At 72.6% G+C, this 22,214-nt stretch carries 28 protein-coding genes; 12 read left to right on the forward strand and 16 right to left on the reverse strand.

The genetic code is table 11. The features are described 5' to 3' along the window. Window positions 1-19 precede the first annotated feature (19 nt). Window positions 20-1,030, forward strand: a complete 1,011-nt coding sequence (locus tag IT072_RS00420) for a hypothetical protein (protein ID WP_223358837.1) — start codon at window positions 20-22, stop codon at window positions 1,028-1,030. A gap of 18 nt (window positions 1,031-1,048) precedes the next feature. On the opposite strand, the gene IT072_RS00425 is transcribed toward IT072_RS00420, so the two are convergent. The 5 genes from IT072_RS00425 to IT072_RS00445 form a co-directional block, all read right to left on the reverse strand. Then, entirely contained in the window at window positions 1,049-2,230 is a 1,182-nt protein-coding gene (locus IT072_RS00425) for an RtcB family protein (RefSeq protein WP_223358838.1), read from the reverse strand. A gap of 313 nt (window positions 2,231-2,543) precedes the next feature. Further along, a complete protein-coding gene (locus tag IT072_RS00430; protein WP_223358839.1) occupies window positions 2,544-3,215 on the reverse strand; it encodes an NUDIX domain-containing protein in 672 nt (223 codons plus the stop codon). Between the two features lie 66 nt (window positions 3,216-3,281). Then, the gene (locus tag IT072_RS00435; RefSeq protein WP_223358840.1) at window positions 3,282-4,295 is read right to left on the reverse strand and encodes a YihY/virulence factor BrkB family protein; all 1,014 of its coding nucleotides are present in this window, start codon (window positions 4,293-4,295) and stop codon (window positions 3,282-3,284) included. After that, on the reverse strand, window positions 4,285-4,554 hold the full coding sequence (locus IT072_RS00440; protein ID WP_223358841.1) for a hypothetical protein: 270 nt from the start codon (window positions 4,552-4,554) through the stop codon (window positions 4,285-4,287). The genes IT072_RS00435 and IT072_RS00440 overlap by 11 nt, the downstream gene beginning before the upstream one ends. Then, entirely contained in the window at window positions 4,551-5,009 is a 459-nt protein-coding gene (locus IT072_RS00445; RefSeq protein ID WP_223358842.1) for a phage holin family protein, read from the reverse strand. Before IT072_RS00445 ends, IT072_RS00440 begins: the two co-directional genes overlap by 4 nt. 66 nt (window positions 5,010-5,075) lie before the next feature. On the opposite strand from IT072_RS00445, the gene IT072_RS00450 reads away from it, so the two are divergent. Genes IT072_RS00450 through crcB form a run of 3 tightly spaced genes read left to right on the forward strand, consistent with a single transcriptional unit; the run spans window position 5,076 to window position 6,429 of the window. Further along, window positions 5,076-5,603: a universal stress protein gene (locus IT072_RS00450; protein ID WP_223358843.1), complete on the forward strand. Its 528-nt coding sequence runs from the start codon at window positions 5,076-5,078 to the stop codon at window positions 5,601-5,603. Continuing rightward, on the forward strand, window positions 5,579-6,058 hold the full coding sequence (locus IT072_RS00455; RefSeq protein ID WP_223358844.1) for a fluoride efflux transporter FluC: 480 nt from the start codon (window positions 5,579-5,581) through the stop codon (window positions 6,056-6,058). The genes IT072_RS00450 and IT072_RS00455 overlap by 25 nt, the downstream gene beginning before the upstream one ends. Next, window positions 6,055-6,429 (forward strand): fluoride efflux transporter CrcB, encoded by a 375-nt coding sequence (gene crcB, locus IT072_RS00460; protein ID WP_223358845.1) that lies wholly within the window; start codon window positions 6,055-6,057, stop codon window positions 6,427-6,429. Before IT072_RS00455 ends, crcB begins: the two co-directional genes overlap by 4 nt. Before the next feature lie 6 nt (window positions 6,430-6,435). Here crcB and IT072_RS00465 read toward each other — a convergent pair whose 3' ends face one another. After that, window positions 6,436-6,798, reverse strand: a complete 363-nt coding sequence (locus IT072_RS00465) for a nuclear transport factor 2 family protein (RefSeq protein ID WP_223358846.1) — start codon at window positions 6,796-6,798, stop codon at window positions 6,436-6,438. A gap of 70 nt (window positions 6,799-6,868) precedes the next feature. Between IT072_RS00465 and IT072_RS00470 the strand changes: the two genes are divergently transcribed. Further along, complete coding sequence (locus IT072_RS00470) at window positions 6,869-7,369, forward strand: hypothetical protein (protein WP_223358847.1); 501 nt, start codon at window positions 6,869-6,871, stop codon at window positions 7,367-7,369. 70 nt (window positions 7,370-7,439) lie between these two features. On the opposite strand, the gene panD is transcribed toward IT072_RS00470, so the two are convergent. After that, window positions 7,440-7,853 (reverse strand): aspartate 1-decarboxylase, encoded by a 414-nt coding sequence (gene panD, locus IT072_RS00475; protein WP_223358848.1) that lies wholly within the window; start codon window positions 7,851-7,853, stop codon window positions 7,440-7,442. Between the two features lie 9 nt (window positions 7,854-7,862). Then, window positions 7,863-8,315, reverse strand: a complete 453-nt coding sequence (locus tag IT072_RS00480) for a MarR family winged helix-turn-helix transcriptional regulator (RefSeq protein ID WP_223358849.1) — start codon at window positions 8,313-8,315, stop codon at window positions 7,863-7,865. A 132-nt stretch (window positions 8,316-8,447) separates the two neighbouring features. Here IT072_RS00480 and IT072_RS00485 point away from each other — a divergent pair, with 132 nt between their 5' ends. From IT072_RS00485 to IT072_RS00500, 4 genes are all read left to right on the forward strand, one after another. After that, entirely contained in the window at window positions 8,448-9,641 is a 1,194-nt protein-coding gene (locus tag IT072_RS00485; protein ID WP_223358850.1) for an MFS transporter, read from the forward strand. A gap of 86 nt (window positions 9,642-9,727) precedes the next feature. Continuing rightward, window positions 9,728-10,735 carry a hypothetical protein gene (locus IT072_RS00490; RefSeq protein ID WP_223358851.1) on the forward strand — a complete coding sequence of 336 codons (1,008 nt, stop codon included), beginning with the start codon at window positions 9,728-9,730 and terminating at the stop codon, window positions 10,733-10,735. Window positions 10,736-10,817: 82 nt separating this feature from the next. Further along, complete coding sequence (locus IT072_RS00495; RefSeq protein ID WP_223358852.1) at window positions 10,818-12,518, forward strand: hypothetical protein; 1,701 nt, start codon at window positions 10,818-10,820, stop codon at window positions 12,516-12,518. Window positions 12,519-12,636: 118 nt separating this feature from the next. Next, window positions 12,637-13,023, forward strand: a complete 387-nt coding sequence (locus IT072_RS00500; protein ID WP_223358853.1) for an META domain-containing protein — start codon at window positions 12,637-12,639, stop codon at window positions 13,021-13,023. Window positions 13,024-13,100: 77 nt separating this feature from the next. Here IT072_RS00500 and IT072_RS00505 read toward each other — a convergent pair whose 3' ends face one another. The 8 genes from IT072_RS00505 to IT072_RS00535 form a co-directional block, all read right to left on the reverse strand. After that, window positions 13,101-13,394, reverse strand: coding sequence for a ParB family protein (locus IT072_RS00505; RefSeq protein ID WP_223358854.1), 294 nt, complete (start codon window positions 13,392-13,394; stop codon window positions 13,101-13,103). 133 nt (window positions 13,395-13,527) lie between these two features. Then, window positions 13,528-14,586 (reverse strand): NAD(P)/FAD-dependent oxidoreductase, encoded by a 1,059-nt coding sequence (locus IT072_RS00510; RefSeq protein ID WP_223358855.1) that lies wholly within the window; start codon window positions 14,584-14,586, stop codon window positions 13,528-13,530. After that, the gene (locus IT072_RS00515) at window positions 14,583-15,107 is read right to left on the reverse strand and encodes an isoprenylcysteine carboxyl methyltransferase family protein (RefSeq protein ID WP_223358856.1); all 525 of its coding nucleotides are present in this window, start codon (window positions 15,105-15,107) and stop codon (window positions 14,583-14,585) included. The genes IT072_RS00510 and IT072_RS00515 overlap by 4 nt, the downstream gene beginning before the upstream one ends. Further along, window positions 15,104-15,403 (reverse strand): 3-oxoacyl-[acyl-carrier-protein] synthase III C-terminal domain-containing protein, encoded by a 300-nt coding sequence (locus IT072_RS21295; protein ID WP_327058930.1) that lies wholly within the window; start codon window positions 15,401-15,403, stop codon window positions 15,104-15,106. The genes IT072_RS00515 and IT072_RS21295 overlap by 4 nt, the downstream gene beginning before the upstream one ends. Then, window positions 15,400-16,206, reverse strand: coding sequence for a type III polyketide synthase (locus IT072_RS00520; RefSeq protein ID WP_327058931.1), 807 nt, complete (start codon window positions 16,204-16,206; stop codon window positions 15,400-15,402). Before IT072_RS00520 ends, IT072_RS21295 begins: the two co-directional genes overlap by 4 nt. A gap of 117 nt (window positions 16,207-16,323) precedes the next feature. Further along, window positions 16,324-16,728 (reverse strand): RidA family protein, encoded by a 405-nt coding sequence (locus IT072_RS00525; RefSeq protein WP_223358857.1) that lies wholly within the window; start codon window positions 16,726-16,728, stop codon window positions 16,324-16,326. After that, window positions 16,725-17,582 carry an IclR family transcriptional regulator gene (locus IT072_RS00530; RefSeq protein ID WP_223358858.1) on the reverse strand — a complete coding sequence of 286 codons (858 nt, stop codon included), beginning with the start codon at window positions 17,580-17,582 and terminating at the stop codon, window positions 16,725-16,727. Before IT072_RS00530 ends, IT072_RS00525 begins: the two co-directional genes overlap by 4 nt. Beyond that, entirely contained in the window at window positions 17,579-18,586 is a 1,008-nt protein-coding gene (locus tag IT072_RS00535; RefSeq protein WP_223358859.1) for a sugar kinase, read from the reverse strand. Before IT072_RS00535 ends, IT072_RS00530 begins: the two co-directional genes overlap by 4 nt. Window positions 18,587-18,712: 126 nt before the next feature. Here IT072_RS00535 and IT072_RS00540 point away from each other — a divergent pair, with 126 nt between their 5' ends. From IT072_RS00540 to IT072_RS00550, 3 genes are read left to right on the forward strand one after another with little or no spacing between them, the layout of a single operon-like run. Continuing rightward, window positions 18,713-19,966, forward strand: a complete 1,254-nt coding sequence (locus IT072_RS00540; protein ID WP_223358860.1) for an alanine racemase — start codon at window positions 18,713-18,715, stop codon at window positions 19,964-19,966. A 10-nt stretch (window positions 19,967-19,976) separates the two neighbouring features. Next, complete coding sequence (locus IT072_RS00545) at window positions 19,977-20,600, forward strand: bifunctional 4-hydroxy-2-oxoglutarate aldolase/2-dehydro-3-deoxy-phosphogluconate aldolase (RefSeq protein ID WP_223358861.1); 624 nt, start codon at window positions 19,977-19,979, stop codon at window positions 20,598-20,600. Further along, complete coding sequence (locus tag IT072_RS00550) at window positions 20,597-22,210, forward strand: N-acyl-D-amino-acid deacylase family protein (protein WP_223358862.1); 1,614 nt, start codon at window positions 20,597-20,599, stop codon at window positions 22,208-22,210. Before IT072_RS00545 ends, IT072_RS00550 begins: the two co-directional genes overlap by 4 nt. The last annotated feature ends 4 nt before the right edge of the window (window positions 22,211-22,214 follow it).

Below are 22,214 nucleotides of genomic sequence, written 5' to 3' on the forward strand. Positions count from 1 at the left end.
TGCACCCCTCGTGGTGGATGTGGAACGGCAGACCGAGCTGACGGCCGACCCCGTCGAGGACTTCACCCACGGCGAGCACTTGACCGCTGCCGAGACGACGCAGCCGGTCTACGGCAGCCGCCGCGCCCGGCTCGAAGCCGAGCGCTCGCAGCCCCGTAAGCGGGAACGCGTGGTCGTCACGCCGACCGTCGACCCGGCCGCCGTCGCGACGGCCGAGGCGCGCGCCCCCCGAGTGCGTCGCTCGACGGCCGACCGCTCGAACCGCCACCGGTCGCGGCGCCCCGGCGAGCACCGCCGCCGCGGATTCCACGTCGTCGTCATGCTCGCGCTCACCGCGTTCTTCGGCACCGCCGCTCTGCCCGCCTACGCGACGACGACCGAGGGTTCCCCCGTCGGAACCGCGCGCACCGCCCTCGCCGTGCAGACTCTCACGGGTGGCAAGGAGGACGCCGCCCAGGTCGTCTCGCGCGACGGACTCGGGATCGAGGAGAGCCCGCAGGCGCTCGACTCCACCACCAACTCCACCGTCTCTCCGACCGTGCAGGCCCTCGCCATCCAGCTGATGGGCGCCGTCGCCTCCGGTCGCCTGGTCGGCTCGACGCCGAACCACATCCCCGAGATCGCCAACCTCGCCGAGGGCAAGGCGGTGCAGGGCTGCGGCGTGGACTACCGCGTCCTGCAGACGATCTCCTTCGCTCTCGCGCACTACGGCCAGGTCGGCGTCTCCGACATCAACCGGCGCTGCACGGGCCAGATCGAAGGCGCAGGCACCGCCTCGGCGCACTACGCCGACGGCGGCGGTCACGCGCTGGACTTCTACCTGCTGAACGGCAGCCCGCTCACCGGTGGAGACGCCAAGTCCCTGGAGCTCATCCGGCTGCTCGACCCGATCGTCCCGAACGGCACCGGACTCGGCCAGCTCGGCTGCCGCGGCTCGATCAGCCTCGACAACTTCAAGCCGTTCGACGACACCTGCAACCACGTGCACATCGACTTCCTCAACGCGCAGGGCTCGACGATCAAGTACTGATCGCCGAGCCCCGGCCGGTCAGTCGCCCTTCACGTTGACGATCTGACGCAGCGTGTGGCGCACCTCCACCAGATCGGCCGCGTCCGCCATCACCTGGTCGATCGGCTTGTAGGCCTGCGGGATCTCGTCGAGGAACGCGTCCGTGTCACGGAACTCGATCCCTGTCATCGCCTCCCGCAGCTCCTCGATCGTGAAACGCTTGCGCGCCGCCGATCTCGAGAACCGGCGACCGGCTCCGTGCGGCGACGAGTGCAGCGCGAGCGGGTTGCCGAGGCCCGACACCACGTACGATGCCGTGCCCATCGACCCGGGGATGAGTCCGGGCTGGCCCGGCCTCGCCGAGATCGCGCCCTTGCGGGAGAGCCAGACATCCTTGCCGAAGTGCCTCTCGCGCTCCGTGAAGTTGTGGTGGCAGTTGATCCGCTCGCGCTCCTCCACGGCCATGCCGAAGTGCTCGGCGACCTGGCGGATGACGCGGTCCATCATCTCCTCGCGGTTGAGCAGCGCGAAGTGCTGCGCCCACCGCAGCTCGGCGATGTACGCGTCGAACTCGGCCGTTCCCTCCACCAGGTAGGCGAGGTCGCGGTCGGGCAGATCGATCCACCACGTCGACATCAGCTCCTGCGCCACGCGGATGTGGTGCCCTGCGATGCGGTTTCCCACGCCGCGGGAGCCCGAGTGCAGGAACAGCCAGACGGCGTCCTCCTCGTCCAGACTCACCTCGATGAAGTGGTTGCCCGAGCCGAGCGAGCCCAGCTGCAGCTCCCACGCCTTCGCGTAGGCGCCCGGCTCGAGGCCGATCGCGTCGGCCATCCGGGTCAGCTCCTCCACACGCGGCTGCGCCGTCGCGACCACCTTGTTGTTACGGCCGCCCGCCGACAGCGGGATGGCGCGCTCGATCTGCCGACGCAGTTCGCTCAGGGGCCTGGTGGAGGCGCGTGCGGCGACGTCCTCCCGGGTGAACTGCGTCTTCACCGCGATCATCCCGCAGCCGATGTCCACACCCACGGCGGCGGGCATGACCGCGCCGAGGGTGGGGATGACGGAACCGACCGTCGCGCCGAGCCCCAGGTGGGCGTCGGGCATGAGGGCAAGGTGCGGGTGGATGAACGGCATCCTCGAGGTGGTGACCGCCTGTGCGCGCGTGGAGTCCTCCAGCAGGGAGGCCCAGCTCAGCAGGCGGTTCGAGATTCTCTCCATGGTCCTTTCGTCTCTCGTGAAGGGTGCGGCCGGGGCGGCTCACGCATCCCGCACGGTGACGGCACACAGAGAAGAAGCCCCGGTCCTCGAGGGGACGGGGGCTGCGGCATCCGGGCGGATGCGGTCTCTACAGTCCCCGAGCGGTCTCGAGCGTCCGGTAAGCGCGCTGTTCGCGCTGCAGCTGCAGGCTGAGCTTGCTCGCCATGACTGCATCTCCTCACCGGTCGGCTGATTCCGTGGAATCGGGGCGTCTGCGCCGGTCGGCGCAGGAGATCGACCATACACGCCCGGGCGTGTCGCTGTCTACCGCTGCTCAGCGAGGCCGGAGGAACAGGTTCAGCGCCGCCCACTGCAGCAGGATCACCGTCTTGCCGTCGGCGATGCGGCCATCCGCGATCATCGCGAGGGCCTCGTCGTAGGGCACGACCACGGGCTCGATCTCCTCGCCTTCGGCCTCCACACCCCCGCCGCCGGCGACCTCCGCCGGGCGGTAGGGTGCGGCGTAGAAGTGCACGCGTTCGGTGACCGAGCCGGGGCTCATGAAGAGGTCGAAGAGGTGCTCGAGCTCGCCGATGCGCACCCCGAGCTCTTCGGCGGCCTCCCGCCGGATGGCCTCCTCCGGCGCGTCGCCGTCGAGCAGCCCGGCCGCCGCCTCGACGAGCATGCCGTCGGGATGTCCGTTCACATACGCGGGAAAGCGGAACTGGCGCGTGAGCAGCACGGTGCGCGCGTCGGGGTCGTAGAGCAGCACGGTCGCGCCGTTCCCGCGATCGTACGTCTCGCGAGATTGGGTGGTCCAGGAGCCGTCGCGCCCGCGGTAGTCGAAGGTGGTGCGGCGCAGCACATGCCAGCCGTCGGACGTGACCTCCACGTCGCGCACGCGGACGTCCGGGTTCGCCGCCAGGTCGCGTCCGGTCTGCTGGAGCCCCGTGCGTCCGCGGCCGTCGGGGAGATCGTGCCCGGGCCGCGCATCCTGTCCATTCACGCTGGCGAGCCTATCCCGCTGCGCCGAAGCGCCCCGAAATGCCCCCCGGACTGCCGAGGCGGCCGACTATTCGCCGTCTCGAGGGTCCGGGGTCGCGTGCTGCTTGCGGAGCGTGCGGGCGGCGAGCACCGCGCCGGCCTCGGCGTCGCGGGCCTTCACGATGGCGGTCTCGGACTTGAGGGGGAGGCCGAGACCGTACTCGGCCTCCGCGCCGGCGAGGATCTCGCGCGTGCGCTCGACCTCCTTGTCCAGCTCGCCGCCCAGCAGGAGCGCGTTGTTCGCGATCCAGATCCAGAGCAGGAAGACGATGATGCCCGCGAGGGCGCCGTAGGTCTTGTCGTAGCTGCCGAAGTTGGAGACGTAGAACGCGAGCCCGGCCGACGCGATGCCGATGACCAGGATCGCCGTGATCGAGCCGAGCGTCACCCAGCGGAAGCGCGGATACTTCACGTTCGGCGCGACCCCGTAGAGCAGTGCGACCAGGACGATGAGCGCGAGGACCACGACGGGCCAGCGCAGGATGGACCACGCCGTCTGCGCCTCGTCCCCGAGGCCGATCGCGCCGCCGATCGCCTGCGCGATGGGCCCGGACACCACGAGCAGGATGGCGACGACGGCCACCAGGGCGAGCACCGCGATGGTGACGAGCAGCTGCGCCGGACGCAGCGCGAACGCTGTGCGACCCTCCTGCACGCCGTACACGCGATTGAGAGCGCGACCGAAGCCGCCGACGTAGCCGGAGGCCGACCACACCGAGCCGACGATTCCGATCGCGAGCGCGAGGCCGGTCGCGGGGGAGCCGGCCAGGTCTTCGATCGGGCCGCGGACGACGTCGAGCATCCCCGGCGCCACCTCATTGACCATCCCGAACAGTGCGTCGATGCCCGACCTGCTCTGGCCGACGAGGCCCAGGATGCTGACGAGGGCGATCATCGCCGGGAAGAGCGACAGCACGCCGAAATAGGTGAGCCCGGCCGCCAGATCGGTGCAGGCGTCGCGGGAGAAGCCGCGGAGCGTGCCCTTCAGGACGAAGCCCCAGGGCAGCCGGTACCAGGGCACGAGCGGGCGGTCAGCCGTCACGCCGGCGCTTCCCGATGAGCAGCGCGACCGCACCGGCGGCGGCAGCGGCCACAGCCAGAAGGACCCCGGCCGCGGCGACCGGGTGCGAGCGGATCTGCACGCGCGGGTTGAACGTCGCGAAGATGTCGTCGAGCGTGCTCGCCAGCTCGCTGCGGGTGAGCTCGAGGTCGAGCTGGATGGTGTTCATGCCGGCGTTCTTCGGCAGCGGCGGGCGGGAGCCTGCGGCGGTCGTCCCACGGGCGGTCGTCGGAGCGGTCACGGCTGCTGTCCCTTCAGTGCGTGCGCGTCGGCCCGCAGCTCGGAGCCGAGATCGTCGGGGAGGGGCGGGACGCCGCGCTTGAGGCTCGCGCGTCCGATCAGCGCCGCCAGCAGGGCGAGCAGGATCAGGATGCCCGCCACGATGAGCGCGGCGAGCCACGCGGGGACGACGAGCGCGAAGGCGAGGACGGCCGCGGTCACGAGCACTCCGAGCGCGAAGAACACGAAGACCAACGCGCCGACGAGCAGCCCGGCCCCGATGCCCGCCGCCTTGGCCTTCGCCGACATCTCCGCCTTGAAGAGGGCGAGTTCGGCCGAGACCAGGCGCTTCATCTGGGCAACCAGATCGCGCGTCAATTCCGGCAGCGGTCTGAGACCGCGCGTCGTGCGCCGCCGCTCCCTCGGGAGACCGGACCCTGCCGCGGGGCGGCCCGTACGCGTGCTGTCCTGTGACATCGTGTGGTCATTCTCCCTTCACCCGTACCGTGACCGTACCCCGATGGGATGGTGCACACTAGGGACATGAGCGGTGACGACTCCCTCGGGCGGGGCGGAATCCTGGTGGCGGTCGTCGCCGGACAGCCGGTGGCCGTGCTCGAACAGGCAGCCCGGTTGGCCGACGACCTCGACGTCCCATTGATCTGCGCGACGGTCGACCCCAACCGGTACCTCGTGTCCAATTACGTAGACGGGACCGTGGTCGCGCTCCCGTACGACCCGGACCTCCCGGAGGCGGAGGATGAGGAGTTCGACGCCGAGCTGGAGGAGCGCATCCGCTCGGTGCTCGCCGGGCGGGGAGTGCCCTACACGCTGCGGCAGCTCGCAGGCGACCCGGCCTGGGCGCTCACCCGTCTCGCGGACGAACTGGACGCGCGGTACATCGTCGTCGGCACCCGGGAGGCAGGCCTGCGCGGCAGCCTCCGCGAGTTCTTCAACGGATCGGTCGCGGTGCACCTGGCGCATCGCCAGCACCGGCCGGTGATCGTCGTGCCCCTCGCACCCGTCCCTGGAGCCGAATCGCTGCCGTGGGAAGAGCCGCCGCAGAAGTGACGGCCCGCCGAACTGTCCCGGTGCACCTGCACGGGAGCTCCCTGCTGCTCGTCTTCGTGGGCGGTGCCCTCGGCACGACCGTGCGCTACCTGATCTCGGCGGCCGCGCCACCTGTCCTCGGCCTGCCGCTCGCGACCCTCGGCATCAACGTCGTCGGCGCTTTCGTGCTGGGCTGGCTGCTGGAGGCTCTCGCCCTGCGCGGGCCGGACGAAGGCCGTCGGCGTGCCGTCCGTCTCTTCGTGGGCACCGGCATCCTGGGCGGTTTCACCACTTACTCGGCGTTCGCCGTCGACACGGACGGGCTGATCGTCGCACAGAACGTCGGCGGGAGCATCGTCTACGCCGTCGCCACCGTGGCGGTCGGCGCGCTGGCCTCCGTCGCCGGCATCGCGGTCGGCGCGGCGATCGGTCGTCGACGGGCGAAGCGTGAGCAGCAGGAGGGGGAGGGCTCGTGACACCCGTGCTGGTGCTCGCCGTCGCCGTGGCGGGCGGTCTCGGCGCCGTCGCCCGGCTTGTCCTCGATGGCGTGACGCGCAGCCTCGTGCGCGTGAACTTCCCGCTCGGGACGACCGTCATCAACGTGACCGGCTCATTCCTGCTGGGGCTCGTCACCGGGCTCGCGCTGGCGAACGGGCTCCCGGCCGAGTGGCGTGCCATCCTCGGCACCGGTTTCCTCGGCGGCTACACGACCTTCAGCACCGCCAGCTATGAGACCGTGCGCCTCGCGCAGCAGCGACGCCACCGGGCCGCGTTGTTCAACGGCGTCGGGATGCTGTTGCTCGCGCTCGCCGCGGCCGGACTCGGCCTGTGGCTCGGCCAGTTGTGACGGCGGTCAGTCCTCGCCGCCGTCCTGCTCCATCCACCACTCGGTGAACTCCTCGGCGCGGCCGTCCGGCGCCAGCAGGATCACCCACAGGTTGCTGTAAGTGGGTCCATCGACGTAGTCGGTGACGCCCTCGACGAAATACTGCGGGCCGTCCTGGCCGAGCAACCGCCACTCGAACGAGGCGGCGCCGGGCTCGTCGCGCGCGTCGAGCCAGCCCTCCACGATCTCGATGTGGCCGTCCCACGGCTCCGCGAACGGTTCGGTGCGGTAGCTCGCGTCCTCGGTGAAGAGCGCCCGGATGTCGTCGGGGTCGTTCGACTCCCACGCCCGTCGGTAATCGTCGATCCAGCTGGTGATCGCGTCGGCCATGCCCCCGTTATACGCCCTGCCCGCGTCGACCCGCCAGCCTGGTGCAGCGGCCGCCGATACGATATGCGCCATGACTCCGGAGTTCGAGGACTGGGCGGCGTTCAACACGGCCGTCGCCGGCGCGGGGGCGGCCCTCGGCGGCCTCCTCATCGTCGCTTTGTCGGTCAACATCAGGCAGATCGCCGAGTCGCGCGGGCTCGCCGCGCGGGCGGGCGCCTCCATCGCCGCGCTGATCCTCGGGGTCGTGCTGTGCTGCCTGGGGCTCATCCCGGGCCAGCAGCAGATCGGCTTCGGCGTGCAGGTGCTGGTGGGCACCCTCCTGTGCGCTGTGCTGGCGGTCCTCGCCATCCGCGCCATCCGTGGTGACGGCACCAACCGGGAGTACCGACGCTACGACCTCGGCAACATCCTGCCGTTCGCGCTCCCGCTCGTCTTCTTCCTGGCGGGCGGCGTGCTCCTCATCGGGGCGATCGGCCTGCTCGGGATGGTGCTCGTCGCGATCGGCACCATCCTCGCGATCGTCGGCACCGTGCTGTTCTCGTGGATCGCCCTGGTGGAGGTGCTGAGGTAGTCCGCCCCCGGCTTCAGCGCAGCGCCAGGGAATCGGCGCAGCGCACGGGTTTCAGCGCAGCGCACGGGTTTCAGCGCAGCGCGAAGGGCGGTTCCTCCACTCCGGGTGTGAGGGCCTCGGCCGGATCGGAGCCGACCTCGACGATGCGGTTGCGCTCATCGACGTGTACGACGCTCGGCACGAACGTGCGTGCCTCCGCGTCGTCGAGCTGTGCGTACGACATGACGATCACGAGGTCGCCGACCCCGGCGAGGTGCGCGGCCGCGCCGTTGACGCCGATCACGCCACTGCCGCGCTCGCCGGGGATGAGGTAGGTCTCGAAGCGGTTGCCGTTGGCGATGTCGACGACGGCGACCTGCTCGCCCGGGAGGAGGTCGGCCGCGTCGAGGAGGTCGAGGTCGACCGTCAAGGAGCCGACGTAGTGCAGGTCGGCGTGCGTGACGGTCGCGCGGTGGATCTTGGACTTGAACATGGTGCGGAGCATGGTCTTCTCTCAGCGGAGGGCGAGGGTGAGTTGCGGGAGGGCGGCGACGAGCGCGGCGAGCTCGGGAACGTCGGTCGCCTCCGCCAGCGCACGTTCGAGGGCGGCGTCGTGCACGGGACGGGCGCGGTCGAGGAGCTCGTGCCCGGGGCGGGTGAGCTCCGTGTAGATGCCGCGACGGTCGTCGAGACAGTCGACCCGGGTGAGGAGGCCGCGCTCCTCCAACCGGTTGACCAGGCGCGTGGTCGCGCTCGGGCTGAGCGCGCTCGCACGGGCCAGCTGCTGCATGCGCATGTGCCAGCCGTCCTGCCGGTTGAGGGCGTCGAGCACCGTGTATTCGACGACCGAGAGCCCGGCTTCGCGGGAAAGGGCGCGCTCGAGCCCGGTCTCGATGAAGTTGTGCAGCGCGGCGAGCGTGCGCCAGCCCTGGGCCCGCACCTCGACGGCGTCGTCTCCGATCCCCACGGGGTCTCCTCTGGTCGGTTCGAGTGCTCGGGGTTGCGCAAAGTAATTGCACGTGCAACTATTTATGGCGCGTCTGCAACTAACAGACTACGCGCCCCGAGCATCCACCCCTCACACTCACGGAGTCTTCACATGCCCGCTGGCCTGATCGCCCTCGCACTCGGGGGTTTCGGCATCGGCCTCACCGAGTTCGTCATCGCCGGGCTGCTGCCCGAGGTCGCCGCCGATTTCCACGTCGACGAGGCCACCGCCGGATGGCTCATCTCCGGCTACGCGCTCGCGGTCGCGGTCGGCGCGATCGCGCTCACGGCCGCAGCGACCCGGATCCCGCGCAAGGCCGCTCTGCTCGGCCTCATGGTGCTCTTCATCGCGGGCAATCTGATGTCGGCGCTCGCCCCGACCTACGGTGTCATGCTCGGCGGCCGCATCGTCGCCGCCCTCTGCCACGGTGCCTTCTTCGGCATCGGATCGGTCGTCGCGGCCGGTCTCGTCGCACCGGAGAAGCGCGCGAGCGCCATCGCGATCATGTTCACCGGGCTCACCGCGGCGAACGTCCTCGGCGTGCCGCTGGGCACCCTGCTCGGCCAGGCGGCCGGCTGGCGATCCACCTTCTGGGCGATCACGGGCATCGGCGTGCTCGCCCTGATCGGCGTGGCCGTGCTCGTCCCGCGGGAGGACGCCGACACTGCGGCGCCCGGCCTCCGGCGCGAGCTCGGCGCGTTCCGCTCCGGGCAGGTCTGGCTCTCGCTCGCCGCGACGGTGCTGGGCTTCGGCGGGATGTTCGGCGCCTTCACCTACATCGCGTACACACTCATCGGTGTCTCGGGCTTCGCGTCCGGCGCGGTCCCGTGGCTGCTCATCCTGTTCGGGCTCGGGCTCTTCGCCGGCAATGCGGTCGGCGGGCGGCTCGCGGACCGCTCCATCGATCGGACCCTGCTGGTGCTCCTCGCCGTGCTCGCCCTGGTGCTCATCGCCTTCGCCCTCGTCGCCGGGATGCCCGTCCCGGCGGTGATCGCCCTCGTGCTCATGGGCGCCGCGGGCTTCGCGACCGTGCCCGCCCTGCAGCTGCGGGTGCTGACCTACGCCGATCACGCGCCCACCCTCGCCTCGGGCGCCAACATCGCCGCCTTCAACGTGGGCAATGCGCTCGGCGCCTGGCTCGGCGGGCTCACCATCGCGGCCGGCCTGGGGTACACCTCGCCGCTGTGGGTCGGCGCCGGGATGACCGTCGCCGCACTCCTGGTCGTCGCAGTGGCGGCCGGAGCGGCGAACCGGGCCTCCCGCCGGTCATCGCTCACGACCTCGGAAGAATCCCTTCCGGTCTAGTAGACGACGGCGTACACTCGACCTCGTCTCGAACGGACCAGACGAACCGGAAGTGCTCGGAACCTGACGATCAGGGGGTGATCGTGATGGATGCAGCAGCAGAGGACCTGCTCCCATCGCGGCCTCCTGTCCTCCGGGTGATCCTCGGTTCGCTCCTCGGCGGAGCCGGTCTGGTCGCCCTCGGGCTGTTGTTCGGCGGAGGCTCCGCGCACGCCGACGATGCGACGCCCCCTCCGCCTCCGGCCGCCGCGTCGTCCGGGCTGGGCGGGGTCGTCTCCGGCCTGACGAGCGGACTCGGTGACGTGGTCTCCGGCGTGACGAGCGGGCTCGGCCAGACGGTCGATGCTGCGACGTCGACTGTCGCTCCGGTGCTCCCGGAGCCCGTGCAGCAAGCCGTCTCGGCGGTCGTGACCCCGGTCGCCTCCGCCGTCTCGGACGTGGCCGCAGCGGACCCCGTGTCCACCGTGGTCCAGCCCGTCGCTTCGGCGGTCGACACGGCCGTCTCCTCCACCCCGGTCGTCGGCGACGTCGTGACCGGGCTCGTCGGGAGCGGCACACCGGTCCAGTCGGTCACCGCGCCCGTCACCGGCCTCGTGGACCAGACGGTGACCGGCATCGCGGGCGTCGTGACCGACTCCGTCGCGCCGTTGGCGCCGGGTACGTCGACCCCTCCGGTCGTCTCCCTCCCCGGCCTTCCGGGAGCGGGAGGCCAGGCCGTCCCGACCATCTCCGCGGCGGCTCAAGCGGCCCTCGCTGCGGCGGCCTCCGATGCGACCGACGGCCGCTCTGTCACTGGTCTGTCCGGCCTTCCCCTGCTCTCCGGTCACGCGGGCGCCACCGGTGCGTCTTCCTCCGGCGGAGCGTCCGCTCCTGGACCGGTCGCGCCCGGCGATCCGCGGCCAGACGGCCAGGCTCCTCCCGGCGTGCCCTCGGGCAGCGCGGGAGGCGGATCCGGCACACCCGGTCCCGCGGTCGCGGCAATCGCGGACGGCTCCGCCCTGCCCGGGCGCGCTCTCGGGGTCGCCGCCGCGTCTTCTTCGGACGACCGAATTCCGGCGTCCCCCGTCGCCGACCACGACACCAGCCCCGACTGAGTGGGTCTCGTCTGCCTGCGGGCAGAACGCGACCATGCCTCCCGAGCGGAGGCGCATCGACACTCATTCGAAAGGCTGAATCATGAACAAGTACGTTTCGCGAGGGTTGTGGATCACCCTCTGCGCCGGCGGCCTGTGGCTGGCGGGCACTGCGGCGGCGAACGCCGCGGAGGCCCCGTCCGCAGACAGCGCCGGCTCCGGCGGCGCCCAAGCGCTCGTCGGACTCTCCGTGCCGGTCACTCTCTCCGGCGACGGCATCTCGGTCGTGGGCGACTCCTCGTCCGCGTCGTCCGCCTCCAGCACCCCGGCTCCCGCCCCGGCGCCGTCCGCCACGATCGACCCGTCCGCTGTCGGCGGCATCCTCGACGGCACGCAGGCGGTGGCCGATGTGTCCGTCCCCGTCACGGTCACGGGCAACGCGGTCAGCGTGGTCGGTGACGCGGGCAGCGCGGACTCGGCAGCCACGGCCCCCGCGGCTGCTCCGGCTCCCGCCGCGACGGCCACCGCATCCGGCGGCTCCGGCGACGGCCTGCTCGGCGACGTGCAGGCCCCCGTCTCCGCCGCGGTGCCCGTCACTGTCGGCGGCAACGCGATCAGTGTGCTGGGTGACTCGTCGTCGACGGGCTCGGCGGCGTCGGCTCCGGCTGCCTCCGGGTCCGGGCCGTCGGCATCGGCGACGGGCGCCGGCTCCTCGGACGGCGGCCTGCTCGGCGCCATCCAGGCCCCGGTGGATGCGGCGGCCCCGGTGACGGCGGGCGGCAACGCGATCAGTGTGCTGGGTGACTCGTCGTCGACGGGTGCGGCCACCTCGGTTCCGGCCGGGTCCGGTTCGGGCGCGTCAGCCACCGCGGGTTCCGCCTCCGGCGGGACCGGCTCGGGTCTGCTCGGTGACGTGCAGGCGGTTGTGGGCGCGGACGCTCCCGTGACGGCGGGCGGCAACGCGATCAGTGTGTTGGGTGACTCGTCGTCGACGGGCTCGGCGGTGTCGGCTCCGGCTGCCTCCGGGTCCGGGCCGTCGGCATCGGCGACCGGCGCCGGCTCCTCGGACGGCGGCCTGCTCGGCGCCATCCAGGCCCCGGTGGATGCGGCGGTCCCGGTGACGGCGGGCGGCAACGCGATCAGCGTCGTGGGTGACTCGACGTCGACCGGTTCCTCGACCACCGCGCCGGCGACCGGCGGCACGACGGCCACCGGGAACGGCTCCGACGGCGGCCTGCTCGGCAGCGGCATCCAGCTTCCGATCGATGCGGGAGTTCCGGTGACGGCCGGCGGCAACGCAGTGAGCGTCGTGGGCGACTCGTCCAGCGACTCCTCCACCGTGGTGGCCCCGGCGACGGGTGGCACCACGGCGACGGGAGGGGGCACCGACCCGGGCACGGGGCTGCTCGGCGGCCTGCTCCCCGTCGAGGCGCCGGTCGGACTGGATGTGCCGGTGACCATCGGCGGCAACGCGATCAGCGTGATCGGCGACAGCGGGACGACGGGATCGACCTCGACCCCGACCACTCCCACCACCCCGACGACGCCGACCACACCCACCACCCCGACGACACCCTCGACCCCGGCCACCCCGGGTGACGGCACCGTCATCGGCGCGGCGGGAACGATGCCCGCCTCGGCCGGCGCGGTGGTGGCCCTCGGCACCGGCGGCTCGGCGATGCTCGCGTCGACGGGAACCAACGAACTGGCCCTCGGCGCCCTCGCGGCGCTGCTCGCCCTTCTCGGAGTGATGGCGCTCTTCACGGCGGCCAGCCGCGAGCGTCGGCACCACCGCACGCGGTAGGCGTGCGTTCGGCCTGCGGGCCGTCGGCACCCGGCCGGCGGCCCGCTTCGCCCTGCCCGCCCGCGACGGCGATTTGCCCCATTCCCTGCGCACCCGCCCACCCGCTACGGTGTGAGCCATGAACAGCCTGCGCCGCGTCCGCGCCACCCGCCCCGTCCGTGCCGCTCTCGCCTTCGCCGCGGTCGCTGCGGTGATCGCGCTGAGCGGATGCTCCTCCTCGGCGTCGTCCTTCACGGGGACGTGGGGCTCGACGGCCGCGGGGCAGCCTCATCTGACGATCCAGGACGACGGGACGTTCAGCGGCAACGACGGCTGCAACGACCTGTCGGGCAAGGGGACGGTGAGCGGCGACACGTTCACGTTCGGCCCGTTCGCGTCGACGCTGAAGGCCTGCGAAGGCGTCAACCCGTGGCTGAACATCGCAGTCACGGCGAAGGTTTCGGGCGATGAGCTGGTCGTCTACAAGAACGGCGGAGGCAAGATCGGCACGCTCGCCAAGGGCTGAGCGTGCCGACCCTGTGAGTGAGAGGGCGCCGTGCATGTGCCTTGGGGGATCAGCTGCACGACGCCCCCTCGTCCCGATCAGAACCCGATGGGTCGACCGGGAGTCAGTGGTTCCTCGCTCGCCGAGAAGGGCTTGCCGTCGTTGTGCTCGAGCTCTCGGCGCTCCACCTCGGCGAGCAGTGCCTTCGTGAGCATCTCGGACCAGCTGCTGTCGCGCTCCGCGAACGACGTGGCGCGGTAGACCGCTCGTGCGCGGTTGCGCAGCGCGTCAGACAGATAGAACGTGATCGTGGTGCGCTGCCGTTTGGTCGTCGCCGGCGTGACGGTCGTGGATGGAGACCGGAAGCCTGATGCCTCGGACGGCTTGCTCATTCCCGACCTCCTGGAATATCACACGGTTACAACGGATCTTCCAAATGCTAACGCTGCCGACCCCAAGCGCGCATCATTTAGGCCTTCCTATGCATGCAATACCCGCGCCGCAGTCACCGGCCGGGGCCTGTCGTCAGCGAGAGAGGCGCTCGACGATGGAGCCGAACAGCTCGGGTCGCGCGACGGCCGTGGGCACGATGCGGGGGCGGAAGGGCGACCGCGCGGCGAGGACGAGCGCGGAGGTCAGCATCCGGAAGTCCCTCGTCGTCGCGCGCCAGGCCCGTTCGTACTGAGTGGTGTCGCCCGCGCGCACGGCGGCGACCGCGGCGCGCGCCTGCGCGAACCCGACGCGCATCCCCTCCCCGGTGAGTGCGTCGACGTAGCCGGAGGCGTCTCCCGCCAGCAGCACCCGCCCCGACGCGCGCGACCGGGCGCGCTGCAGCAGCGGCCCAGCCCCGCGCGTCGGTCCCAGCTGCAGGGCGCCCTCCAGTCGCGCGGCGAGATCCGGGAGCGAGGCGAGCACAGCGTCCTGGTCGAGGGGCCGCCGACCGAGCACGGCGACGCCGACGGTCCGGGCGTCGACGGGGGTCACGTACGCCTCCGCCTCCGGAGACCAGTGCACCTCGACGAGATCCGTCCAGGGCTCGACGGCGTAGTGGCGGCGCACCCCGAACCGGCGCCGGCTCTCCGCCTGCGGCCGGTGGTCGAGGCCGAGCAGGCGCCGCACGGGGGAGTGGAGGCCGTCGGCTGCGATCACCCACGGCGCCTCGACCGCGCCGCCGCCGGCCAGTTCGAGGCGCACGCCGTCGCGCCGCTGCGCGAGTGCGCTGACCCGGCCCCTCAGCCTCCGGGCGCCTCGTTCGTCCGCACGGAGCGCGAGGGCGTCGTGCAGCACCGTGCGCCGCACCCCGCGGCCGGGACGCGCGGCGAACCGGTGCTCCACCCGTGCGTCGCCGCGGACGTACGCGATGCCGGCGAGCGGGCTGCCCGGCGGGTCGACGCCGATGCGGTCCAGGGCCGCCAGTGCGCCGGGCATCAGCCCTTCGCCGCACGCCTTGTCGATCGGGCCGTCGCGCGGCTCGATCACCAGCACCTCCATGCCGTGGAGGCGCGCCTCGATGGCGCAGGCGAGCCCCACGGGTCCGCCGCCGACGACGATCAGGTCGGCATCGCCCCGCGGGGCGCCGCTCATGCGCGAGCGGGCAGGACGGTCGCCAGCGCGCGGTCCTCGCACGGGATGCGCACGGCGAGCAGGAGCACGGCGTTCAGGACGGTGAAGGCGATCGCCGTGATCCACGCGGTGTGCACCAGCGGCAGGGCGAAACCCTCGACAACGACGGCGACGTAGTTCGGGTGCTTCAGCCACCGGTACGGTCCGCTCGCCACGAGCGGCAGGTCGCGCACGATGATCACGCGCGTGTTCCAGCGGGGCCCCAGCGCGGCGATGCACCACCAGCGCAGCGCCTGGCTGGCCAGCACCAGCGCGAGCATCGGCCAGCCCAGCCAGGGCAGGAAGGGGCGGTCGCCGAACCAGACCTCTGCGAGGCAGGCGAGCAGGAGGCCGGTGTGCAGCGCCACCATCGGGGGAAAGTGGCCGCGCCCGAACTCCACACCGCCGCGCGCGAACGACCAGCGCGCGTTGCGGGCCGAGACGACCAGCTCGGCGATGCGCTCGCCACCGGTGGCGAGCACGAGCACCGTGTACCAGATCACGCTGCGACACCGAGGGGCTCGGGGACACGCGGGGCGCCGTCCGCCCAGCGGAGCAGGACGAGCTCGCTCGTCACCCCCGGTCCGAGCGCGAACAGGAGGCCGACCGTGCCGGGATCGTGCGCATCCAGCTGCTCGGCGAGAACGTGCAGCACCGCGGCCGACGAGAGGTTGCCCACCCGCGCCAGCGACCGCCAGCTCGCGTCGAGCGCCCCCTCGGGCAGGTCGAGCGCCTGGGCGAACGCCTCCAGCACCTTCGGGCCGCCGGGATGCGCGGCCCACGCGCCCACGTCGCTCACCTCGAGGTCGTGCGCGGCGAGGATCCCGCGGCGTCCCCGGCGAAATTCCGCTCGATCACGTCGGGCACGCCCGCGCTCAGCACGATGCGGAACCCCGTGCCTCCGATGTCCCAGCCGATCACGTCGGCGGTGTCGGGATAGATGCGGCTGCGGGTGTCGACGACCTCCGGCCCGGCGATCCCGAGCGTCAGCGCCCGCTCGTCTCCGACCATCACGACCGCGGCCGCACCGTCGCCGAAGAGGCCGCTGGCGACGATGTTGGCCATCGAGTCGTCGGCCGCCTGCACGGTCAGCGAGCAGAGCTCGACCGAGAGCAGCACCGCGACCTCCCCCGGATGCCCGGCCAGGTAGTCGTGCACGCGCGCGATGCCGGCGGCTCCGGCGACGCAGCCCAGTCCGAAGCTCGGCAGGCGCTTGACATCGGGCCGCAGCCCCAGACGCGAGACCAGCTGGGCGTCGATCGACGGGGCCGCGATGCCGGTGACCGAGGTGAAGAGCAGGAAGTCGACATCGGCCGGCTGCAGCCCCGCCGAGACCAGCGCGCCGGTCACCGCCTGCTCGGCCAGCGTCGTCCCCTCGGCGATGAAGAAGTCGTTGGACTCCTGGAACGAGGCGAGCGAGCTGTACCGCTCCAGCGGCATGACCAGGCTGCGCGTCTCGACCCCGCTGGCCGCGTGGATGCGCCGCATGACGGCCTGGCGCTGCGGGTCCGGGGTGATCATCCCCAGCAGCGCGGTCGTGATCTCCTGCTGGGGGTAGCTGCGGGCCGGGAGCACCGGCGCCACCGACACGATTCGGCTCACACGCGCAACGTACACCCGGCGCACGCCCCACGACGACGGCTCACGGCCGCCTCACATCTGGACCGAATGTCGGCTTCCAGTGCGCGATTCGCGACATTCGGTCCGAATGTGTGCCGCTCAGGCGAGCACGGCCAGCGCGTCGATCTCCACGAGCATCTCCGCCCGGGGCAGCCCGGTGAACACGGTGGTGCGGGCCGGAAGCACGCCGGAGGCGACGCGGGCGCCGACGAACTCGCCGTAGGCCTCGTTCATCGGGCCGAAGTCGTCGCGCGTGGTCAGGTAGACGCGCAGCATCATCACGTCGTCGAAGGTCGCTCCTCCGGCGGCGAGGATCGCCTCCACGTTCTGCAGGGTGCGGATGGTCTGCGCCTTCACATCGCCCGGGTGCAGGTATTCGCTGGTGGCCGGGTCGACCGGGCCCTGGCCCGACACCTGCAGGAAGGGTCCGCGGCGGACGCCCTGCGAGAAGGTGTGCGCGGGCGGCGGTGCGTCGGCGGTGGAGACGGCGAGGCGGTCGGTCATGCGGTGCCTTTCGGTGCGGCGGGCACGGGTGCGCCCGCGTCGGTGGGGAAGGGGGATGCGGTGGAGGATGAGGCGTGGGCGGCCTCCGGGAGCACGGCCAGGGGGATCGACCTCGCGGGCGCCCCCAGCTCGGTGGAGATGCGGGCGGTCGCGGCGAGCAGTGCGGGGAGCAGCGCGAGCACGCCCTCGTAGGGCAGCACGACGTTCGGGACCGACACCGACACTGCGGCGGCGACCCGGCCGTCGGCGCCGAACACCGGTGCTCCCACGCAGTTCATGAACGTCTCGTGCTCCTCGTGGTCTTCGGCCCAGCCGCGGTCGGCGCTCCGACGGACCTCGGCGACCAGGTCGGCGGCGCCGCTGATCGTGCGGTCCGTGTAGTGCTCGAACACCACGGTGGAGACGACGCGATCGAGCTCGGCGTCGTCGAGCGCGCCGAGCAGCACCTTGCCGACAGCGGTCGCGTGGAGGGCGGCGGGCAGCCCGACACGTGAGTACATGCGCAGCGGCTGCCGCGACTCGACCTTGTCGATATAGGTGACGACGCCGTCCTGGTAGGTCGCCAAGTGCACCGTCTGCCCGGTCTCGGCGGCGAGCGAGCGGAGGGCGGTGGAGGCCGCAGTGCGCACGTCGCGGGCGTCGAGGGCGCTCTCGGCGAGAGCGAAGACCGCCGGGCCGAGGTGGTACCGGTGCCCGCTGTCGCGGCCGACGAAGCCGCGCTGCTCCAGCGTCTGCAGGAGGCGCAGCACGGTGCTCTTGTGCACTCCGACCTGGTCGGCCAGCGCATCGAGGGTGGCGGTGCCGCGCGAGACGAGGTCGAGCACGTCGAGTGCGCGGGCGAGGGACTGGCTCATGCGGACCTCCACGGGAGCTCTCCGGGGTGCACCCGCCACCCGGACCACGCCCCTGCGGCGCGCGCGATCGTCTCGCGCTCCGCCACCGTCGGGACAGTGAGCGGACGGTCGCCGTGGCCGATGAGCGTCGCCGCGGCGAGAGCGTGGCCGAGCCGCAGGCAGGCCTCGTCGTCGCGGCCCTCGGCGAGGCCGGCGAGGAACCCGGCGGCGAACGCGTCGCCCGCGCCGACCGGCTCCACGACCTCCACGCTCAGGCACGGCACGTCGGTCTCCTGGCCGTCGCGACGGTGCACCGAGGCGCGGTGGGCGTCGTGCTTGAGCACGATCGCAGTCAGCTGCGGGAACGAGGCGAAGAGCCGCGCCGGGTCGGCGTGGCCGAAGTACGCGCCCGCCTCGTCGTGTCCGGCGAAGAGGAGGTCGGCCTGGGCGACGAGGGCGTCGAGCGGTGCGGTGTCGCGGCCCTCCCAGAGGCGCGGCCGGTGGTTCAGATCGACGCTGATCATGGCGTCCGGGCTGACGGCGTCGCGCAGACCACCGGTCGCCGCGGCGGCGGTCGACGAGAGGGCGGCCGTGATCCCGCTGGTATGCACGTGCGTGGCGCGCTGCAGGAGCGACGCCGCGTTCCCGCGGCGCAGCAGGTCGGCGTCGATCGCCGCTGCGGCCGAGTCGCGGCGGTGGTAGTGCATCCGGGTGCGGACGCCCTCCGGCGCGACCGTGGACTCCTTGATGTACAGCCCGGTGGGGCGTGACTCGTCGCGCTCGACGGCCGAGACGTCCATGCCGGCGTCGTCGGCGACGCGGAGGATTCGCTCGCCGAAGCCGTCCGCTCCCAGCCGGGAGACCCAGGCGGTGGGCAGACCGAGGCGGGCGAGGGAGGTGGCGACGTTGAACTCGGCGCCGCCCACGTCGGAGCCGAAGGTCTGAGCCTCGGCGAGCGGGCGATGCGCCTCCGGGTAGAGCGCGATGAGGGCTTCGCCGAGGGTGACGAGCAGGGGCGACGGCATCGCGCCTCCTCTCCGAGTGCTCTTGGCGGACGTCCAGGGGCATGCTAGAACAGACGGAGCACGACGTGCAACGAGCGTTGCAACATACGCAACGCGCGGCTCCTGATCCCCGTTCGAAGGACCGACGTGAGAGAGTACAAGGCCGTTCCGCTGGGCTACGCGCTCGCCGATGTCGCCGCGCTCGGCACCGCGCGGCCCTCGCTGCGCGAGTTCCCCACTCCGCTCGTGACCCTCAGCGAGAGCGCCGTCGCGCACAACCTCGCGACGATGGCCGAGTGGTGCCGCAGCGCGGGCGTCTCGCTGGCACCCCACGGCAAGACGACGATGAGCCGGGAGCTCTGGCAGCGCCAGCTGGACGCCGGTGCGTGGGGCATCACCGTCGCGACGCCGTGGCAGGCGTCCGTCGCGCTGGGCTGGGGCATCCCGCGGGTGCTGCTCGCCAACGCGCTGGTGCAGCCCGCTGCGGTGCGCGCCTTCGCCCCCCACACCTCCCGGCTCACCGTCTGGGCGGACTCGGTACGCGCCGTCGAGATCATGTCCGACGCGCTGACCGACGCCGCTGCCACCGCGGCGGAGCCGCTCGCCGTGCTGGTCGAGCTCGGCGCTCCCGGCGGGCGCACGGGCGCCCGCACCGTGCAGGAGGCGCTCGCCGTCGGACGCGCCGTCGCGGACTCTCCGGTGCTGCGGCTGGCGGGCGTCGCCGGATACGAAGGAGCCCTCGCGCACGACGGCAGCGCCGAGAGCCTCGCGACCGTGCGGACGTATCTCGAGACGCTCGCAGCCCTCCACGACGCGTTCGAGGAGGCGGGCCTGTACCCGGAGGGCGCACCCGTCGTCCTCACCGCGGGCGGCAGCGCCTACTTCGACGTGGTGGCGGACGTCCTCGCGCCGCGTCGCGACCTGGCAGGATCCCGCGGCCGCATCGTCGACGTCCTGCTGCGCTCCGGCGCCTACGTCACGCACGACGACGGGTTCTACAGCGTCATCACCCCGCTCAGCCGGGTGGGAGGCGGCCCCTTCCGGTCGGCCATCCACGGCTGGGCGACGGTCGTCTCGCGACCGGAACCGGGGCTCGCCCTCGTCGACGCGGGCAAGCGGGACTTCCCGTACGACGAGGGGCTGCCGGTCCCGCAGGCCGTGCGGCCAAGCGGCGCCGACCGCGACCTCCCGCTCGATGGCGCCGTGGTCACCGCCCTCAACGACCAGCACGCGTTCGTGCGCCTTCCTGCGCACGCCACGGTGGAGGTCGGCGACGTGATCCGCTTCGGCCTCTCGCACCCCTGCACCACCTTCGACAAGTGGCGCGCGCTCGCCGTGGTGGACGACGCCCTCGGCGACGACCCGCGGGTCGTCGGCCTGCTCGAGACCGCCTTCGGCTGAACGGACCCCTATGCTGCTCGACACTCTCCGCCACGACCGTGCCCTCGCCGTGGTGCGCGCGCCGCACATCGACGACCCGGTCGCGCTCTGCCGTTCGCTCGCGGCCGGCGGCATCCGCACGGTCGAGTTCACCTTCACGACGCCCGGAGTGGAGTCGGTGATCGCCGCGGCGGTCGAGGGGGAGCACGACGCCCTGGTCGGAGCGGGCACGGTGACGGACGCACGGACGGCCGAGGCGGCGATCGCAGCGGGCGCGCGGTTCCTGGTGACCCCGGGCCTGAGCGAGGGAGCAGCCGCCGTGGCGCGGGAGGCGGGGGTGCCCATCCTGATCGGGGCTCTCAGCCCGACCGAAGTGATGCGGGCGGTCGAGCTGGGTGCCGCCGCGGTCAAGATCTTCCCGGCGTCGCTGGTCGGCCCCGGCTACCTGCGCGATCTGCGCGGGCCCCTGCCGCACGTCCCGATGGTGCCGTCCGGCGGGCTCACCGCGGCGAACGCCGGCGCGTGGATGGACGCGGGCGCGCTTGCCGTGACCGCCGGCTCGAGCGTCGTGAGCGCCGCCGACATCGCGGCCGCGTCGTGGGGCGCCGTCACTGAGCGGGCGCGCGCGTTCTCCCTCGCTGCGACCCGCGCATGAGCGAGGCGCCGTCGACGCTGATCCGCGGCGCGCTCGTGCTCGACGGCGGCGGCCGGCCGGGGCGCGCCGGTGATGTGCTGGTGGAGGGGGACCGCATCTCGCGGGTCGGCGGCCGTCTCGACGCACCCGGCGCGCGCGTCCTCGACGCGGACGGTCTCGCGCTCGCCCCCGGTTTCATCGACATGCACGCGCATTCGGATCTTGCCGTGCTCACCGATCACGAGCACGTCGCGAAGGTCTCGCAGGGTGTGACCTGCGAGGTCGTCGGTCAAGACGGGCTCTCCTACGCCCCCGCCACTCCCGAGGCGGTCGCGGTCCTGCGCGAGCAGCTCGCGGGCTGGAACGGCGTCCCCGACGAGCTCGGTGCCGGCTGGCCGACCATCGCCGACTATCTCGCGGCGGTCGACCGCGCCCGCCCCGCCGCCAACGTCGCCGCTCTCGTGCCGCAGGGCACCGTGCGACTCGACGTCGTCGGCACCGTCGATCGTGCAGCGACGCCCGAGGAGGTCGCCGCCATGCGCGCGTGCGTGGACCGCGGGATGCGCGACGGCGCGTTCGGCATGTCGTCCGGGCTCACCTATGTCCCCGGGATGTTCGCGAGCACGGACGAGCTCGTCGCACTGGGTGAGGTGGTCGCCGCGCACGGAGGCGTCTACGTGCCGCACCAGCGGTCCTACGGTGCCGGGGCGCTCGCGGCTTACGCGGAGATGGTCGAGGTCGCCCGGCGCTCGGGCGTCGCCCTCCACCTCTCCCACGCGACCATGAACTTCCGCGTCAATCGCGGCCGAGCGGGCGAGCTGATCGCACTCCTCGACGCCGCCCTCGCCGACGGCGTCGAGCTCAGCTTCGACACCTACCCCTACCTCCCGGGCTCGACGACGCTCGCCGCCCTCCTGCCGAGCTGGGCGGCCGAGGGAGGCCCGGCGGCGACGCTCGCCCGCCTCCACGATCCGACCGCCCGGGCGCGCATCGCCCACGAGCTCGACGTCGTCGGCACCGACGGCTGTCACGGCGTGCCCGTCGAGTGGGACACGATAGAGATCTCCGGTGTGCGCGACGCCGCTCTCGCCGACCGCGTCGGCCGCACCGTCGCCTCCCTCGCCGAAGCCTCCGGTGAGCCCGCCTCGGCGTTCGCCCTCGACCTGCTGGTCGCCGACCGCCTCGGCACCGGCATCCTGCAGCACGTCGGCGACGAGGCGAACGTGCGCACGATGATGCGGCACTCCCGCCACACCGGGGGGAGCGACGGCATCCTCGTCGGCGACAAGCCGCACCCGCGCGCGTGGGGAACCTTCCCCCGCTACCTCGGCCACTACGTCCGCGACGAGGGAGTGCTCGCGCTGGAGGAGGCGGTCGCGCACCTCTCCGCCCGCCCGGCCGCCGTGCTCGGCCTCACCGACCGCGGCCGCATCGCCCCCGGCCTCGTGGCCGACCTCGTGCTGTTCGACCCCGAGACGGTGGCCGACCGCGCGACGTTCGCCGAACCGCGCCTGCCCGCCGCCGGCATCCCGTGGGTGCTCGTGGCGGGGGAGGCCGTGATCGCAGACGGGCGGCGCACGGAGGCCCGGCCCGGGCGCGCGCTGCGCTCGTCGGCATACGCGCCTTCCTGATCGC

The organism is Leifsonia sp. ZF2019, assembly GCF_019924635.1.
Classification (GTDB): Bacteria; Actinomycetota; Actinomycetes; order Actinomycetales; family Microbacteriaceae; genus Leifsonia.

What these genes read in the sequence shown, in the direction of transcription:
- IT072_RS00545 (WP_223358861.1), top strand. Translation starts at nt 19,977, where the DNA reads ATGCTGCTCGACACTCTCCGCCACGACCGTGCCCTCGCCGTGGTGCGC.
- IT072_RS00495 (WP_223358852.1), top strand. Translation starts at nt 10,818, where the DNA reads ATGAACAAGTACGTTTCGCGAGGGTTGTGGATCACCCTCTGCGCCGGC.
- IT072_RS00490 (WP_223358851.1), top strand. Translation starts at nt 9,728, where the DNA reads ATGGATGCAGCAGCAGAGGACCTGCTCCCATCGCGGCCTCCTGTCCTC.
- IT072_RS00470 (WP_223358847.1), top strand. Translation starts at nt 6,869, where the DNA reads ATGACTCCGGAGTTCGAGGACTGGGCGGCGTTCAACACGGCCGTCGCC.
- IT072_RS00450 (WP_223358843.1), top strand. Translation starts at nt 5,076, where the DNA reads ATGAGCGGTGACGACTCCCTCGGGCGGGGCGGAATCCTGGTGGCGGTC.
- IT072_RS00445 (WP_223358842.1), bottom strand. Translation starts at nt 5,009, where the DNA reads ATGTCACAGGACAGCACGCGTACGGGCCGCCCCGCGGCAGGGTCCGGT.
- panD (WP_223358848.1), bottom strand. Translation starts at nt 7,853, where the DNA reads ATGCTCCGCACCATGTTCAAGTCCAAGATCCACCGCGCGACCGTCACG.
- IT072_RS00535 (WP_223358859.1), bottom strand. Translation starts at nt 18,586, where the DNA reads ATGCCGTCGCCCCTGCTCGTCACCCTCGGCGAAGCCCTCATCGCGCTC.
- IT072_RS00550 (WP_223358862.1), top strand. Translation starts at nt 20,597, where the DNA reads ATGAGCGAGGCGCCGTCGACGCTGATCCGCGGCGCGCTCGTGCTCGAC.
- IT072_RS00465 (WP_223358846.1), bottom strand. Translation starts at nt 6,798, where the DNA reads ATGGCCGACGCGATCACCAGCTGGATCGACGATTACCGACGGGCGTGG.
- IT072_RS00425 (WP_223358838.1), bottom strand. Translation starts at nt 2,230, where the DNA reads ATGGAGAGAATCTCGAACCGCCTGCTGAGCTGGGCCTCCCTGCTGGAG.
- IT072_RS00505 (WP_223358854.1), bottom strand. Translation starts at nt 13,394, where the DNA reads ATGAGCAAGCCGTCCGAGGCATCAGGCTTCCGGTCTCCATCCACGACC.
- IT072_RS00510 (WP_223358855.1), bottom strand. Translation starts at nt 14,586, where the DNA reads ATGAGCGGCGCCCCGCGGGGCGATGCCGACCTGATCGTCGTCGGCGGC.
- IT072_RS00485 (WP_223358850.1), top strand. Translation starts at nt 8,448, where the DNA reads ATGCCCGCTGGCCTGATCGCCCTCGCACTCGGGGGTTTCGGCATCGGC.
- IT072_RS00500 (WP_223358853.1), top strand. Translation starts at nt 12,637, where the DNA reads ATGAACAGCCTGCGCCGCGTCCGCGCCACCCGCCCCGTCCGTGCCGCT.
- IT072_RS00525 (WP_223358857.1), bottom strand. Translation starts at nt 16,728, where the DNA reads ATGACCGACCGCCTCGCCGTCTCCACCGCCGACGCACCGCCGCCCGCG.
- IT072_RS00530 (WP_223358858.1), bottom strand. Translation starts at nt 17,582, where the DNA reads ATGAGCCAGTCCCTCGCCCGCGCACTCGACGTGCTCGACCTCGTCTCG.